This is a genomic window from Serratia sp. AR11 (genome assembly GCF_056376275.1).
This window is the reverse complement of sequence record NZ_CM150739.1, coordinates 2,925,916-2,941,026: the sequence shown is the minus strand read 5'-3', so window position 1 is coordinate 2,941,026 and position 15,111 is coordinate 2,925,916. Positions and strand designations below refer to the sequence as shown.

Sequence of the window (15,111 nt, the reverse complement as noted above, 5' to 3'; positions counted from 1 at the left end):
TCTCAGTATAGTTAGCTAGCAGCTGACTTTTGTTAGAATGCTTGCAAGACTATTAATGATCAAATGTAACGACAATAACAAAAGTCTGAAATAGGTCATATTCATGTGATGAATATGTAACTAAAACTTACAGCATCCGCAGCAATGGCTATAAAAGCCCCGGGACAAGGTATCTTCTTCGGTCTCAGCTTCACCCTATGTCAAATTCATGCCATCATTATTGCCAATTCAGGCATAGACTTAGCCTAAACCTAAACGGTCTTTGGCCCGGGCAAAGGGCGCCTAACTCAGGAATGAAACAATCATTTAATGACTAAGCGATTGAAAGTATTCATAGGGATTGTGGTGAGTGTGCTGATCCTGCTGGTGGCGCTGTGGCAAACTCTGCCGCGCTGGCTGCCGCGTGTGCTCTCGCACTGGTTACCGCAGGGCAGCCAGTTGGTTTTGCAGGGCAAACTACAGTGGCACCAGGGCGCCTTGCAGTTGGATGGCGCCCGCTTTTTAGCGCAAGACTGCCTGCTTGCCAGCGCCGGCCCAACCCGATTGGCTTATCAGCAAGGGCGTTGGCAACTGATCGGCGACAAGCTGCATGTCGATACGGCCTGCCTATCAAAATTGCCTGCCGGTGATGCCAATAGCGCCCCCCTGGCGCTTGACCAACTGCAAAAACAACTGCCGCTGCTGGATATCACCATTAAGGATCTCTCGGTGCTGCCGTGGCAATTCTATGCCGGTAAACTGCAGATACACGCCAAGCCAGAAGGCCAGAGCCTGCAATATCAAGGCCCCAACATCAGCGTTGACGCGCTGCTGGATCAACATCAACAACTGACGCTGAATAGCCTGACGCTCACCGCACCCAACAGCCCACAGCCGCTGCATCTGACCGGAAAAATCAGCATTCCTCTGGATTTGGACAGCATGCCGACGCAAGGCGCATTGCAGGGCGAACTGCAGACCGCTTATCTGGAAAAGCCTTTGCTGCTGGATATGCGCTGGCAACAGCAGCAGGGGGTGATGACGCTGACAGAAAAGGGGGCAGATAAACCCTTGGCCACCTTGCCGTGGGAGATCAACCCGCAGCAGGTGAGTATCAAGCAGGGCGAGTGGCGCTGGCCGTACAGTCAGCAACCGCTTAACGGCGGCTTGAGCATCGCGCTGCATGACTGGAGCAAAGGCTTTGATGAAGCCCAGATCAGTGCCCGTTTAAATGTGATCACCGACGGACATAACGGCAAGGGCAACGCGGTGTTGACGCTGGGGCCGGGTAAGGTCGGGCTGATCGACAGCGACTTACGCTTCCAACTGACCGGTCAGGCGAATATGGCCGATTTTTCCATGACCGCTTCCATCCCCGGCATCATCAGCGGCACTATTCTTAACCCGACGCTGGTGTTGCAGTCAGGGGCACTGCTGCGTTTGTGGGGCAACGCCACACCGGAAATGAAACTGGAAGAGGCGCGGTTGCCGCTGGCCGGCGTGAAGGTCACCGCGGGCGGTATCACCGGCCGCCTGCAGGCGATCATCAATGCCAGCGACAGCTATTGGGGCCGTTTTAAACTGCATCTGGACGGCAAGGCCCAGGATTTTTGGCCGGATCACGGTAACTGGCAATGGCGCTATTGGGGTAACGGCCAGTTGCCGCCGCTACAGGCTGCCTGGGACGTCGCCGGCAGCGGCAGTTGGCAGGACAGCACCCTGGTGCTCGATCGCCTTTCTACCGGTTTTGATCAATTGAAGTACAGCATGGTGACGGTAGACGCACCGCGTCTCAGTCTTAGCCAACCGCTGCGTTGGCAGCGTGACCAGCAGGCCCCGGCATTCAATGGCGAACTGCAGCTGGTTTCCGGCAAGGTTAGCTTCACCAACGGGGGTTACCTGCCGGCCCCGGTGCTGGCGCTGCAGCTCAAGGGCAAGGCGCCGGACAGTTTCCAGCTACAGGGCAAACTGCAGGCGGAACAGATTGGGCCGATAGCACTGCGAGGCCGCTGGGACGGTGAGCGTTTGCGCGGAGAGGGCTGGTGGCCAAAACAGTCGCTGGAAGTGTTCCAACCCTTGATCTCACCCGATCTGAATATCAAACTGCGCGACGGCGAGTTTTATGCCCAGTCGGCCTTCTCTGCGGCCCGGGTACAGGGCTTTGAGGCCGGTGGCCACTGGGTGGTGAAAAACGGCGGCATGTGGCTGAAAGACGGCGAGATGAGCGGCCTGGACTTTGTGATGTCCTACCGACTGAAAAACCATCTCTGGCAGTTGGGGGCCAAAAAGCCGGTGATGTTACGCATCAGGTCATTCAGCAACCTGTTTGAAATGCAGAATATTACCGCCGATCTCCAGGGGACCTACCCGTACAGCGAACAGGCACCGCTGACGCTGAGCAACGTCGGAATGGATGCATTAAACGGTCATATCAGCCTGTCGGCGCTGCGGATGCCGCAGCATGACGCTGCCGTATTGAAACTGGATAAAGTTGATCTCAGCGCCTTGTTTACCGCGCTAAAGCCAAAACAGTTTGCCATGTCCGGGCGGGTGGACGGCGAACTGCCGCTGTATCTCAATCATCCCAAATGGCTGGTACGCAACGGTTGGATCGCCAACTCGGGCATGCTGACGCTGCGGCTGGACAAGGATATGGCCGATGCCATCGGCAGCAATAATCTGGCGACCGGCGCGGCGATCGACTGGCTGCGCTATATGGAGATTAACCGCTCGAAAGCCAGGGTTGATCTCGACAACCTCGGTGAGCTGACGCTGAAGGCGCGCATTGACGGGGTTAATCCGCAAAAAAGTACCAAACGAGAAGTTATCCTGAACTATAGCCATCAGGAAAACGTGTTTCAGCTGTGGCGCAGTCTGCGCTTTGGCGACAATTTACAGGAGTGGCTGGAACAGGCCCTCTCAAAACCTGGGGAACAACCATGAAAATCATCAGCGGGCCATTGCTGGTCGCCGTGCTGGGCACGTTTTTGCTGAGCGGCTGCGTGCCGCGCATCGAGGTCGCGACGCCTAAAGATCCGATCACCATCAACATGAACGTGAAGATCGAGCATGAGATCCACATCAAGGTAGATAAGGACGTTGATAATCTGCTGAAAACCCAAAGCGGCCTTTTCTAGGAGCCAACATGAAAAAACGTTATTTAGGCTTGATGGCCGCCGCCTGGATGTTCAGCAGCATGGCGATGGCGCTGACGCTCGATGAGGCCAAACAGCAGGGCCGCGTAGGGGAAACGCTCAGCGGTTATATCGCGCCGGTGAAGCAGGACGCCGAAACGCTGACGTTGGTGAAAAACATTAATGCCGGGCGCACCGAAAAATACCAGCAAGTGGCGGACAGCAATCATATTGCCATCGACGATGTGGCGCGCATGGCGGGGCAGAAGTTGGTAACGCGAGCCCCGGCAGGGGAATACGTGCGCGGTATTAACGGGCAGTGGCTGAAGAAATAAAAAAACGCGCCGTCAGGTGTAATGCCGGTCAGTTAAGCAAAGTTCTGAATAAGAATGTACGACGTTGTTTAAGTGGGCGTCCCCCTCTCCCGAGGGAGAGGGCCGGGGTGAGGGGCTTTCGTGTTGGTATGTATCCCCTCACCCTAACCCTCTCCCAAAGGAGAGGGAACAATACACCTTAACTGACAATCATTACGCCCCAGCGAGGGACATCAGGCGGCAACCACCTGAGTCAGTAAGGCCTTGGCGTCGGCCTGTGCTTTGGTCGCGACGTCCGGGCCGTAAGCGATGCCTTCCGCAAACACGAACTCAACGTCGGTGATGCCGATAAAGCCCAGGAACAGACGCAGGTAAGGTTCAACCAGGTCAGTCGGGGTGCCTTTATGAATGCCGCCGCGGCTGGTCAGGATGATGGCGCGTTTGCCTTTCACCAGGCCTTCAGGGCCGTTTTCGGTGTAACGGAAGGTGACGCCGGCACGGGCAATCAGGTCGAAATAGTTTTTCAACTGGGTCGGGATGTTGAAGTTGTACATCGGTGCCGCCATAACGATGGTGTCATTGGCCTGCAGTTCAGCGATTAGTTCGTCGGACAAGGCCAGCGCTTCGGTCTGACGTGGGGTCAGCGGCGTATCGGAAGGGCGCAGTGCACCCACCAGCTCACCGTCCAGTACCGGGATTGGCTGTGCAGCCAGGTCACGTACGGTGATAGTGTCGTTGCCATGAGCGCTTGCCCATTGCTCAACGAAGAAATCGGCCAGTTGGTTAGACTGAGAGTAACCTGCCAGGATGCTTGATTTAAGAACCAATACTTTGCTCATCGGTAATTCCTTAGGTTAAGACAGTGACATCAGGACGGTGCGTCCCTTGCATGCAGTACACTCTATTCACATTTTTCCAGCAGTGATAGCGCAATATTTCGAGACCTTTGTTCGATTTTATTGAATAACCTTTTGGGCCTTAAGCGGCGGGATTATGGGGAAAAAGCGGCTTGTGATATTCTTCGCGTCCAAAGCTAAAAACGGGCTAACCCATTACCAAACCGTTGCTAACGCTTGATACAGCAGCGATGAAACAAGGAATACCGAACGTGAAATCTCCGCTCGCGGCATTGTCTGCCCAACTGGGCGAGCTGATGCTCCGTGATCAACAGCGCCTGCAACGTCGGCTGCAGGGCGCACGAAAAATCAAAAATCCCGATGCTCAATTGGCGGCTGCCGTTGAAATCGAAAGTGACATGGCGCTGGCGTTGCGTAAGGTGCAATCCCGCGCTGCGACCTGCCCGAAAATAACCTATCCGGAAAACCTGCCGGTCAGCCAGAAAAAGCAGGATATTCTGCAGGCGATCCGTGACCATCAGGTGGTGATTGTTGCCGGTGAAACCGGCTCGGGGAAAACCACCCAGTTGCCGAAGATCTGCCTGGAATTGGGGCGCGGGGTCAAAGGGCTGATCGGCCATACCCAGCCTCGACGCCTGGCCGCGCGCACCGTGGCCAACCGCATTGCCGACGAACTGGAAACCCCATTGGGCGGCAGCGTCGGTTATAAGGTACGTTTTAACGATCAGGTCGGGGAAAATACCCTGGTCAAGCTGATGACCGACGGCATCCTGCTGGCGGAAATCCAGCAGGATCGGCTGTTGATGCAGTACGACACGCTGATTATCGATGAGGCGCATGAACGCAGCCTGAACATCGATTTTATCCTCGGCTACCTGCGCGAACTGCTACCGAAGCGCCCCGATCTGAAAGTCATCATCACCTCGGCAACCATAGATCCGCAGCGGTTTTCACGTCACTTCAACAACGCGCCGATTATTGAAGTTTCCGGCCGGACTTATCCGGTGGAAGTCCGTTACCGCCCGGTGGTGGACGACGCCGACGATACCGACCGCGATCAACTGCAGGCGATTTTTGATGCGGTGGATGAGCTTGGCCGCGAAGGGCCGGGGGATATCCTGATCTTTATGAGCGGTGAGCGCGAAATCCGTGATACCGCTGATGCATTGAATCGCCTCAATCTGCCACATACCGAAGTCTTGCCGCTGTATGCCCGGCTGTCCAACAGCGAACAGAACCGGGTATTTCAGTCACACCACGGGCGGCGCATTGTGCTGGCCACCAACGTGGCGGAAACCTCATTAACCGTACCGGGCATCAAGTATGTGATTGATCCGGGGACGGCGCGTATCAGCCGCTACAGCTTCCGTACCAAGGTACAGCGACTGCCGATCGAGCCGGTGTCGCAGGCCTCGGCCAACCAGCGTAAGGGCCGCTGCGGCCGTGTGTCGGACGGTATTTGTATTCGCCTGTATGCGGAACAGGATTTCCTGTCGCGACCGGAGTTTACCGATCCGGAGATCCTGCGCACCAATCTGGCATCGGTGATTTTGCAGATGACCTCGCTCGGGTTGGGCGACATTGCCGCATTTCCGTTTGTGGAAGCACCGGACAAACGCAATATTCTGGACGGCGTGCGCCTGCTGGAAGAATTGGGGGCGATTAAAACGGCAGACAATGGCCACTACCAGCTCACCGCCCAAGGCCGTCAATTGGCACAGTTGCCGATCGACCCACGCCTGGCGCGTATGGTGCTGGAAGCGCAGAAGAGCGGTAGCGTGCGCGAGGTGATGATTATCACCGCGGCGTTGTCGATTCAGGATCCGCGTGAACGGCCAATGGACAAACAGCAGGCGTCGGATGAAAAGCACCGTCGCTTCGCGGATAAAGACTCGGACTTCCTGGCCTACGTGAACCTGTGGGACTGGCTGAAAGAGCAGCAAAAAGAGCATTCCTCCAGCCAGTTCCGTCGGCTGTGCCGCAATGATTTCCTGAACTACCTGCGGGTGCGCGAATGGCAGGATATTTACACCCAACTGCGTCAGGTGGTGAAAGAGCTGGGGCTGCCGGTTAACAGCGAACCTTCCGATTACCGCAGCGTGCATACCGCACTGCTGACCGGCTTGCTGTCGCACATCGGTCAGAAAGATGTCGACAAGCAGGAGTTCACCGGTGCTCGCAACGCGCGTTTCTCCATCTTCCCGGGTTCCGGCCTGTTCAAGAAGCCGCCGAAGTGGACCATGGTGGCCGAACTGGTGGAAACCAGCCGCCTGTGGGGGCGTATTGCCGCACGTATCGAGCCGGAATGGATAGAACCGCTGGCTCAGCATCTGGTGAAGCACAGCTACAGCGAACCCCACTGGTCCAAATCCCAGGGGGCGGTGATGGCCAGCGAAAAGGTAACGCTGTTCGGGTTGCCGATCGTTGCCGCGCGCTCGGTCAATTACAGCACCATTGATCCGCTGCTGTGCCGTGAGCTGTTTATCCGCCATGCGTTGGTGGAAGGCGACTGGCAGACGCGACATGCGTTCTTTGCCGCTAACCTGAAACTGCGTGCCGAAGTGGAAGAGCTGGAACATAAATCGCGTCGCCGTGACATTCTGGTGGACGACGAAACCCTGTTTGCTTTCTACGATCAGCGCATTCCGAACGATGTGGTGTCCGGACGCCATTTCGATAACTGGTGGAAAAACGCCGGTAAGCAAAATTCAGACCTGCTCAGTTTTGAAAAGGAAATGCTGATCAAAGACGGCGCCAATCAGGTCAGTGCGCTGGACTACCCAAACACCTGGTACCAGGGCAACCTCAAACTGCGCCTGACTTACCAGTTTGAACCGGGCACCGACGCCGATGGCGTGACGGTACACATTCCGCTGCCTATTCTTAATCAGGTTGAGCAGCAGGGCTTCGAATGGCAGATCCCGGGCATTCGGCGGGAACTGATCATTGCCTTGATCAAGTCTTTGCCGAAGCCGGTACGCCGCAATTTTGTGCCGGCACCGAACTACGCCGAAGCTTTCCTGGGGCGGGCGACGCCGCTGGAGATGCCGCTGCTGGATTCACTGGAGCGCGAGCTGCGTCGCATGACTGGTGTGACGGTGTCACGTGAAGACTGGCAATGGGATCAGGTGCCCGATCACCTCAAGATGACATTCCGGGTGGTGGGTGAAAAACACAAAACCCTGCTTGAAGGCAAAGATCTGACGGCATTGAAGCTCAAGCTGAAGGACAAGGTGCAGGAAACGCTGTCGGCGGTGGCGGACGATGGGCTGGAACAAAGCAATCTGCATATCTGGAGCTTCGGCAAACTGCCGGAGTTTTATGAGCAGAAACGCGGTGGCTACTCGATGAAGGCTTACCCGGCGCTGGTGGACGAAAAAGACAGCGTGGCGATCCGCCTGTTCGACAGCGAGCAGGAGCAGCGACAGGCGATGTGGCAGGGTACGCGCCGCCTGCTGTTGTTGAATATTCCTTCACCTATCAAATATCTGCATGAAAAACTGCCGAACAAGGCCAAGCTGGGGCTGTACTTTAACCCTTACGGTAGGGTGTTGGATCTGATCGACGATTGCATTTCGTGCGGTATCGACAAACTGATCGCCGAACACGGCGGGCCGGTGTGGCAGGAAGAAAACTTTGCCCGTCTGCAGGAACTGGTGCGCGGCGAACTGAATGAAACGGTGGTGGGCGTAGCCAAACAGGTCGAACAAATCCTGACGGCGGTGTTTAACATCAACAAGCGCTTGAAAGGCCGGGTTGATATCTCGTTGGCGCTGGCACTGTCAGATATCAAAACTCAGCTCGGCGCTCTGGTTTATCGTGGGTTCGTCACCAACAACGGCTGGAAGCGCCTGCCGGATACGCTACGTTATCTGCAGGCGATTGAACGTCGGTTGGAGAAACTGGCTATCGATCCGCACCGCGACCGCGCGCAAATGCTACGGGTGGAACAGGTGCAGCAGGCCTGGCAGCAATGGCTGAACAAACTGCCGCCGAAACGCCAGCAGGATGAAGAGGTGAAAGAGGTGCGCTGGATGATTGAAGAGCTGCGCGTCAGCCTGTTCGCTCAGCAACTGGGCACGCCTTATCCGATCTCGGACAAACGCATCCTGCAGACTATCGAGCAGCTTTCAGTGTAATTAATCGGGGGCAATAAGTTGCCCCCGGGTTTTATTTTCCCGCCGCCAGCGCGTCCAGCGCATCGCGGATGCCGGTCACAGCCAGCGCGCGGTTATCGGCGCGGTAACGGTCTTTGGCTGCCGGTGCGGAGCTTTGAATGGCAATAAGCCGCCAACCGTCGGCAGTTTTCAGCAGTAACGGCGAACCGCTATCGCCGGGCAGGGTATCGCACTGGTGCGACAGGACGCCTTGTTGCGCCCAGCCGGTCACTTTACAGTTCTGGTGGCTGTAGAGGTCGTCCAGATGGTCTTCCGGGTATCCCGCCTGGGTAATCAGCCGTTTGGCTTGTTTCATTGCCTGGGTCAGTGCCTTGCTGTCGCCTTGCCACAACGGCAGCGGCTTAATCGGCAAGGTTTTTTTATCCTTCAGACGGATCAGGGCAAAGTCATAGGCTGCTGCCGCTGGCGGTACAATCCAGCCATCGCCGTCAGGTTTGAGTTTTTTCCCCAGTTTGCGATCCACCAGCGTCTCAATATTGTCGGTCTGGTATTTCCAGGTCTTATTACCGGCAACAAAACGCAGCGCAATGGCTTTATCCAGTTGACCCGGTGGTGCCAGCACGCAGTGGCCTGCGGTGAGCGCCAGATGCGGAGAGATCAGCGTGGCGGTGCACAGGTTACCGCTGGCGGTTTCCACTTGCCCAATGGCCTGCCACGGCCAACCGTCGGTTTCCGTTACTTTTATTCGTTCATCTTTGCCAAAAAAAAGGCGGGTTTGCTCAGCGGTCGACGAATCGGATGGGCTGTCAGCCCGTGCTGAGAGGGAGAGTGCGAGCGGGAATGAGCACAGCAACAGCAAAACGGTTATGCGCATAGGTTTCTTGCCTGGAAAATACGGATCATCCATAAACACACTGAATGGTAACTATAGACTGAATTAGTCGCCGTGTGGATGGGCAGTGATTGATTTTTCAATAATTTATTATCCAGAGGGCGGTGTGGCTACAGATAAAAAAAGGCGGCGATCAGTCCACAGAGGATCAGCGTGGTCAGAATGATTTCAAATAGGTAGCGACGCAGCATGATGAGAACCCCCGATGAAAAAACACCCGGCGAACCGGGTGTTGGACAACTCAAGCCTGAACTGGTGAGGGGAGCCTCACATTAATTGCTGTTTACGCCGCTTTTTTATGGCTGGCTGTTTTGTGGTGTTTTTTAGCTGCCTGGGCTTTCTGAGCCGGCGCTTTTTTAGCGGTGGCTTTGTGGTGCTTTTTAGCCGCCTGAGCTTTTTGAGCTGGCGCTTTCTTCGCGTGATGTTTTTTCACGTGAGTGGTCTTGGCTGGTGCAGCCGCGGTGGTGGTAGCCGTCGCCGCAGGTGCGGTAGTGGTGGTAGTGGCAGCGTCAGCAGCGAAGGCAACAGAAGACAGACCCATTGCAGCGGCAACAACCAGAGCTAATACTTTTTTCATCGTTGATTCCTCAAGTTACTCATCATGTATCAAGCCCACTGCGGGGCCGGTGATAAGATAGTAGGCAAACGGCCCGATGCTTTCCGTGAGTGATTGGTTTCGGCGTGTAACCTAATGTACATCGCGAGCACTGGCCGGTTAACGAACTGGATCCATCGAGCTTTAAATCTCACTTTAGTTACAACATACATATAGGGAGTGGCCAACCGGTACTCTGCAGCCTGGGCGTCTTGGGTGGAGGAGGTGCGCTATGGAATAGCGGCGGCAAAGCAGGGGGAAAAAGGCACGGGATTAGCCGTGCCTGGGGATCTTACAGGTAACGACTTTCCAAATGCTTACGGAAATAGTCTGGGTTCAGGGCCTCGCCGGTCGCATTGGCGATCAGGGTATTCGTAGGGAAACGGCTGCCGTGACGCCAGATATTCTGCTTCAGCCATTGGAACAATGGATTCAGATTGCCTTCAGCAATGTCACTGTCCAGCGTTGGCAGAGCTTTGCGGACGCTGTGGAACAGTTGCGCGGCATACATGGCACCCAGGGTGTACGTCGGGAAGTAACCGAAGGCACCATCGGTCCAGTGAATATCCTGCATACAGCCGTTACGGTAGTTGCCGATAGTATCGAGGCCAAGGTAACCGTGCATTTTCTCGCCCCACAGCGCCGGGATATCTTCTACCTCAATCTCGCCTTCGACCAGAGCCTTCTCGATTTCATAGCGCAGGATCACGTGCGCCGGGTAGCTGACTTCGTCAGCGTCTACGCGGATCAGGCCTGGTTTCACTCGCTGATTTAGTCGGATGAAGTTACCTTCTTCCAATGCCGGTTGCTCGCCGAATTGTTTGACCACCAGTGGACGCAGGATCTTCAGGAAATCGCTGCCGCGCGCCAGTTGCATTTCAAACAGCAGACTCTGCGACTCATGGATAGCGGTTGAACGAGCCTGGGCTACCGGCTGGCCCAGCCATTCGCGTGGCAGATTTTGTTCGTAACGAGCATGGCCGGTTTCATGCACGATGCCGAGCAATGCGGTCAGAAATTCTTTGTCGTTGTAGCGGGTGGTAATACGAACATCTTCCGGTACGCCGCCGCAGAATGGGTGAGCGCTGACGTCCACGCGACCGCCGTCGAAGTTAAAGCCGAGCAGCTTCATCACGCTCAGGCTCAGTTGACGTTGGGTTTCCACATTGAACGGCCCCTGCGGAACCAGACAAGGTTCCTGGGCCTGTTTAGCCACTACCTTCTGCAGCAGGTCGGGCAGCCAGGTTTTCAAATCGCCAAAAATGCGATCAATATCGCTGCTGCGCATTCCCGGTTCATAAAGGTTCAGCAGGGCATCATAACGACTGCTACCTGCCGCTTCGGCACGGATCTGCGCTTCCTGGCGGCTCAGTTTAACCACTTCGCGCAGATTTTCCGCGAAACCTTCCCAGTCGTTGGCTGGGCGTTGGGAACGCCAGGCATGTTCACAGCGTGCACCGGCCAGGGATTTAGCCTCGACCAACGATTCTGGTACCAGCACTGCATTGTCATACTGGCGGCGCATCTCCAGCAAATTCGCCTGGTCAATGTCGTCCAGCGTTTCTTGCTGTGCGCGTTCAAACAGACGACCGGTTTTATCCGACGTTAAAATCTGGTGTTGCAATACGCTTAGCTCAGCCAGTGCCTCGGAACGTGCTTTACTGCCGCCCGGTGGCATCATGGTTTGCATATCCCAGCCGGCAATGGCGGAGAGATGGCCGAAGCGTGACAGGCGGGTGAAAATGGCACGCAGCTCGTCGTAAGAAGAAGGGGAATGTGCAGATGTCATCGTTTAGCTCCATTTTTTGTAAACCGGATCACTGTTTCGCGTTTTTATGCTGCCACGTAAACGGGGTTACACCGGGTCTGCTTTTAAATTGAAAGTGGGCTTTAGCGGCCAACAGAAGCGGAAGCTGGCACCACCGAGAGAGCTGGCGTCAACGTAGACCTGGCCCTGGTAGGCCACGGCAATCGAATGAACAATCGCCAAACCCAGGCCACAGCCGCCGGTAGCGCGATCGCGGCTGGGATCGAGACGTACAAAGGGCTCGAATACCCGCTCACGTTCTTCCGGCGGAATACCTGGCCCATCGTCTTCTACCTGCAGGCAGGCGTTGTCGCCGTCAAACCACAGGCCGATGCGCAAGCGTTGCTCACTATAACGCAGCGCATTGTTCACCAGATTATCCAGCACCCGCTCCATTAGCCGTAAATCGACGCCGCCAAAATCACCGACGTGCGGGATGTTCAATTCGATTTCACGTTCCGGGTGGATCAGGCGCAGGTCGTCAGCCTTGTCCTCCAGCCATTTGGGCAAATCCAGCGGTTCTATATTGAGTGCGACCTGCGGACGGTCCAATCGTGCATAGGTCAGCAGTTCGTCGATCAGTGACTCCAACTGACCGATATCGCGGTTCAGCGCCTGCTGTTCACTCTCGGAAAGGTTATCGCTCATCGCCAGGCGGTAACGCAGCCGTACCAGCGGAGTGCGCAGTTCATGGGCGATACCGTCTATCAGCTGTTTCTTGCTGGCGATCAGCGTATTGACGTTATCCGCCATCTGGTTAAAGGCTACGCCAAGCCGATTCAGGCTGGAGGTAGGGTCGAAATGGGTTCGCTCATCCAGATGCCCGGCACCGAGGCGCTGAGCCGCGTTTTCCAGCTTGAGCAAGTCCTGCCAGTGCGGACGCATCCACAGAAATACCGGCAGCGCCAGCGACATGCCGATGAACACCAGCAGCGCCAAATCCAGCAGCCGCATTTGATGCAGATAGAACAGATAAGGGATCGGCCCGACCACCAGCACGTAGTGGCTGCGCGGGATACGCTGCATAAAGGTGTATTGATCGTCGAGGGCGATAATCTCCCCCAGACGCAGCCGTTTTTTCAAATCTTCGCTCAGATCCTGTTTGCCCAGCGGCTCGATGTGCAGCTTAAACGACAGATTCAAGTCCAGCGTGGCGATGGTCTTGTTCCAGTCTTTCAGCGGAATTTCCCGTAGTTCGCTGCGCATCAGGTACAGCGAGCTTTTCATCAGATCGTCCATCGACTGGCGGCCGGCGCGTTCGGCGGTGACTTTGTACACCAACCCCACCAGCATCGCCATCACCAGGAAACACACGAAAAGCAGCAGGAAGAACTGCACAAAGAGCTTTCTCATTGCTGCACGAACTCCCAGGCATTCGGAGCGAACAGGTAACCTTTATTACGCACGGTTTTGACGCGGAAGGGTTCCAGGGCATTGTCGTACAGCTTGCGGCGCAGGCGGGAAATCGCCACGTCTATACTGCGATCCAAACCGTCATAACTCACGCCACGCAGGTTCTGCAGCAGGGCTTCGCGATCCATTATTTGGCCGGCGTGGGTGGCCAGTTCCCACAGCAGATCAAAATCTGAGGTGGAAAGGGTGATGACCTCTTCACCCAACGTCACCTGCCGGTTGACTGGGTCGATGCATAACAGGCCAAAGTGCAGGGCGTTGTGTTGAGTGAGCGGTTGTGTTGACTCTTCCTTTGGCTGGCTGCCATGCTGACGCAGGTGCAAACGCAGTCGCGCCAGTAACACCGCTGGCGGCGTGGTCTTCAGGATGTAATCGTTAGCGCCCATTTCCAGCGAAAGAATATGGTTCATATCGCTGTCGAGTGAGGTGAGCAGCACGATCGGGCCGGGGAAGGTTGGGCGCAAATCACGGCACAGCGTCATACCATCCTTGCCGGGCAACATAATATCCAGCAGCACCAAATCAGGTTGCTCCAGCTCGATGCGGGCCTGTGCACTGTCGCCGCGTGGCTCAATCAACACTTCAATGTCGTGCTTGCCCAAATAGGCGGCAATCAGTTTGCCGACTTCGGGATCGTCTTCCACAAAAACAATTTTATGCATATTCAGCGGTTTTATCAGAATAACGAAATTCAGCATAACGCGGGGCTCCGCGATACGCCATGCAGATCATGCGTTAGCGCAGCGGGCGTCCGCCGTCGACGCCATGGGTACGGCCGGTGACATAGCGGCTGTCCAGCAGATAGTTCACCAGATTGACCACTTCGCTCTCGCCTGGGGCGATTTTCATCAGTGATTTTGCCAACGCCTGTTGCCGATAATGCTCGTCGTCGCCCGGATTGAAAATAATCAGCGCCGGGGCGATGGCGTTGACTTTAACTTCGGGTGCCAGCTTGCGGGCAAAAGAGCGGGTCATATTGTCCAGCGCGGCCTTACTGGCGGCATAGGCAATGTGCTTGTCGCTGCCTTTCTCTACCACATAGTCGGTCAGATGGATGATATCCGCACCGGCTTGCCCCTGGCCCAACAGACAAGATTCCAGCAGTTGATTGAGCAGATAAGGCGTATAAACGTGAATTTGCAACATGGCCGCCATCACTTGCTCCGGTGGCACTTCCGGTGATTCGGCCTGCCAGGCGCTGGCGTTGTGGATCACCGCGCGCAGTTTGGCCGCTGCCTGGCGAACCTGCTCGGCGAAACGATAGATACCGTCGTGCGTTGAGAAATCGCCCTGAATGCAGGTTGCCCCCAGTCTTTTCAGTTCGCCCAGCGCCGGGTAGTCGCTGCGATAGGCAATGATCACGGGAATATCACGTTGCAAGAATGACCTGGCCAATGCCAGTCCAATCCGGCGTGCGCCGCCCGTAATCAGCACCGGGGCTGAGTTGTGAAGTTCCATTGATTAAAGCTCCTGGACAGACTGGCAAACAATAGGGGAATTATGCCATTATACGGCGGAAATTCGTTAAAGCTTCGCATCGATTATCCATTTCAGGATGTAATACACCCGGCAATGAGAGGAAGGGATGAACAGCAGTCACCTTGCACCCGTCGCCCGCAGTGAGAAAGTCTGTTTTGATTACATGGATTTTCTGTCCGCATCGTGCAAGAAGCACTGGCGCTTTGTTGATGCAATTTATGGCGTGATGCCATTTTTTGGCATGGTATTGAAATCTCAGGCTTCCGCTTCGCAAACGCGGAAAGAGCAGTTGAAAGCGTTGGCGCTGCAGGTGGTTTCTACCCAGGTCAGCGACGAAACCAACATCGTGCGCCTGATCGACCTGGCACAGCAACAGGGGCTGGCGGTATTCGACATTAAGCTGCCTTACGCTCTGGACACGCAGCAGTTGGCGACCATTCAACAAGAGTGCGTTGAGGGAGTGATTATCTCTCAGGTTGGCGAACGCATGACCATCAGCCTGCGTACATCTCAAAGTAACTGA

General features: G+C 55.7%; 13 protein-coding genes. 5 read left to right on the top strand and 8 right to left on the bottom strand.

The features are described 5' to 3' along the window. The first annotated feature begins 309 nt into the window (after positions 1 to 309). Genes ACSOSI_RS13865 through ACSOSI_RS13855 form a run of 3 tightly spaced genes read left to right on the top strand, consistent with a single transcriptional unit; the run spans position 310 to position 3,448 of the window. A complete protein-coding gene (locus ACSOSI_RS13865; RefSeq protein WP_476705633.1) occupies positions 310 to 2,922 on the top strand; it encodes a YdbH family protein in 2,613 nt (870 codons plus the stop codon). Continuing rightward, positions 2,919 to 3,116 carry a YnbE family lipoprotein gene (locus ACSOSI_RS13860; RefSeq protein WP_012145326.1) on the top strand — a complete coding sequence of 66 codons (198 nt, stop codon included), beginning with the start codon at positions 2,919 to 2,921 and terminating at the stop codon, positions 3,114 to 3,116. The genes ACSOSI_RS13865 and ACSOSI_RS13860 overlap by 4 nt, the downstream gene beginning before the upstream one ends. 8 nt (positions 3,117 to 3,124) lie before the next feature. Continuing rightward, positions 3,125 to 3,448, top strand: a complete 324-nt coding sequence (locus ACSOSI_RS13855; RefSeq protein WP_012145325.1) for a YdbL family probable chaperone protein — start codon at positions 3,125 to 3,127, stop codon at positions 3,446 to 3,448. Between the two features lie 212 nt (positions 3,449 to 3,660). Here ACSOSI_RS13855 and azoR read toward each other — a convergent pair whose 3' ends face one another. Beyond that, positions 3,661 to 4,266, bottom strand: a complete 606-nt coding sequence (gene azoR / locus ACSOSI_RS13850; protein ID WP_218216510.1) for an FMN-dependent NADH-azoreductase — start codon at positions 4,264 to 4,266, stop codon at positions 3,661 to 3,663. Positions 4,267 to 4,535: 269 nt separating this feature from the next. Here azoR and hrpA point away from each other — a divergent pair, with 269 nt between their 5' ends. Next, complete coding sequence (hrpA, locus tag ACSOSI_RS13845) at positions 4,536 to 8,423, top strand: ATP-dependent RNA helicase HrpA (protein WP_261408917.1); 3,888 nt, start codon at positions 4,536 to 4,538, stop codon at positions 8,421 to 8,423. Positions 8,424 to 8,454: 31 nt separating this feature from the next. Here the strand turns inward: hrpA and ACSOSI_RS13840 are convergent, their stop codons facing one another. The 7 genes from ACSOSI_RS13840 to folM form a co-directional block, all read right to left on the bottom strand. Beyond that, complete coding sequence (locus ACSOSI_RS13840; RefSeq protein WP_041418578.1) at positions 8,455 to 9,276, bottom strand: trypsin-like serine peptidase; 822 nt, start codon at positions 9,274 to 9,276, stop codon at positions 8,455 to 8,457. A 128-nt stretch (positions 9,277 to 9,404) separates the two neighbouring features. Further along, positions 9,405 to 9,485, bottom strand: coding sequence for a small membrane protein YdgU (ydgU, locus tag ACSOSI_RS13835; protein WP_455431200.1), 81 nt, complete (start codon positions 9,483 to 9,485; stop codon positions 9,405 to 9,407). A 92-nt stretch (positions 9,486 to 9,577) separates the two neighbouring features. Next, positions 9,578 to 9,871 carry an acid resistance repetitive basic protein Asr gene (gene asr, locus ACSOSI_RS13830; protein WP_259189448.1) on the bottom strand — a complete coding sequence of 98 codons (294 nt, stop codon included), beginning with the start codon at positions 9,869 to 9,871 and terminating at the stop codon, positions 9,578 to 9,580. Positions 9,872 to 10,181: 310 nt separating this feature from the next. Beyond that, positions 10,182 to 11,678 carry a carboxypeptidase M32 gene (locus tag ACSOSI_RS13825; protein ID WP_012145320.1) on the bottom strand — a complete coding sequence of 499 codons (1,497 nt, stop codon included), beginning with the start codon at positions 11,676 to 11,678 and terminating at the stop codon, positions 10,182 to 10,184. Positions 11,679 to 11,744: 66 nt separating this feature from the next. Continuing rightward, on the bottom strand, positions 11,745 to 13,049 hold the full coding sequence (gene rstB / locus ACSOSI_RS13820) for a two-component system sensor histidine kinase RstB (protein WP_012145319.1): 1,305 nt from the start codon (positions 13,047 to 13,049) through the stop codon (positions 11,745 to 11,747). Next, on the bottom strand, positions 13,046 to 13,771 hold the full coding sequence (gene rstA, locus ACSOSI_RS13815; RefSeq protein WP_026142393.1) for a two-component system response regulator RstA: 726 nt from the start codon (positions 13,769 to 13,771) through the stop codon (positions 13,046 to 13,048). Before rstA ends, rstB begins: the two co-directional genes overlap by 4 nt. 73 nt (positions 13,772 to 13,844) lie before the next feature. Continuing rightward, positions 13,845 to 14,567 carry a dihydromonapterin reductase gene (folM, locus tag ACSOSI_RS13810; RefSeq protein ID WP_476705632.1) on the bottom strand — a complete coding sequence of 241 codons (723 nt, stop codon included), beginning with the start codon at positions 14,565 to 14,567 and terminating at the stop codon, positions 13,845 to 13,847. 127 nt (positions 14,568 to 14,694) lie between these two features. On the opposite strand from folM, the gene ACSOSI_RS13805 reads away from it, so the two are divergent. Next, a complete protein-coding gene (locus tag ACSOSI_RS13805) occupies positions 14,695 to 15,111 on the top strand; it encodes a hypothetical protein (protein ID WP_012145316.1) in 417 nt (138 codons plus the stop codon).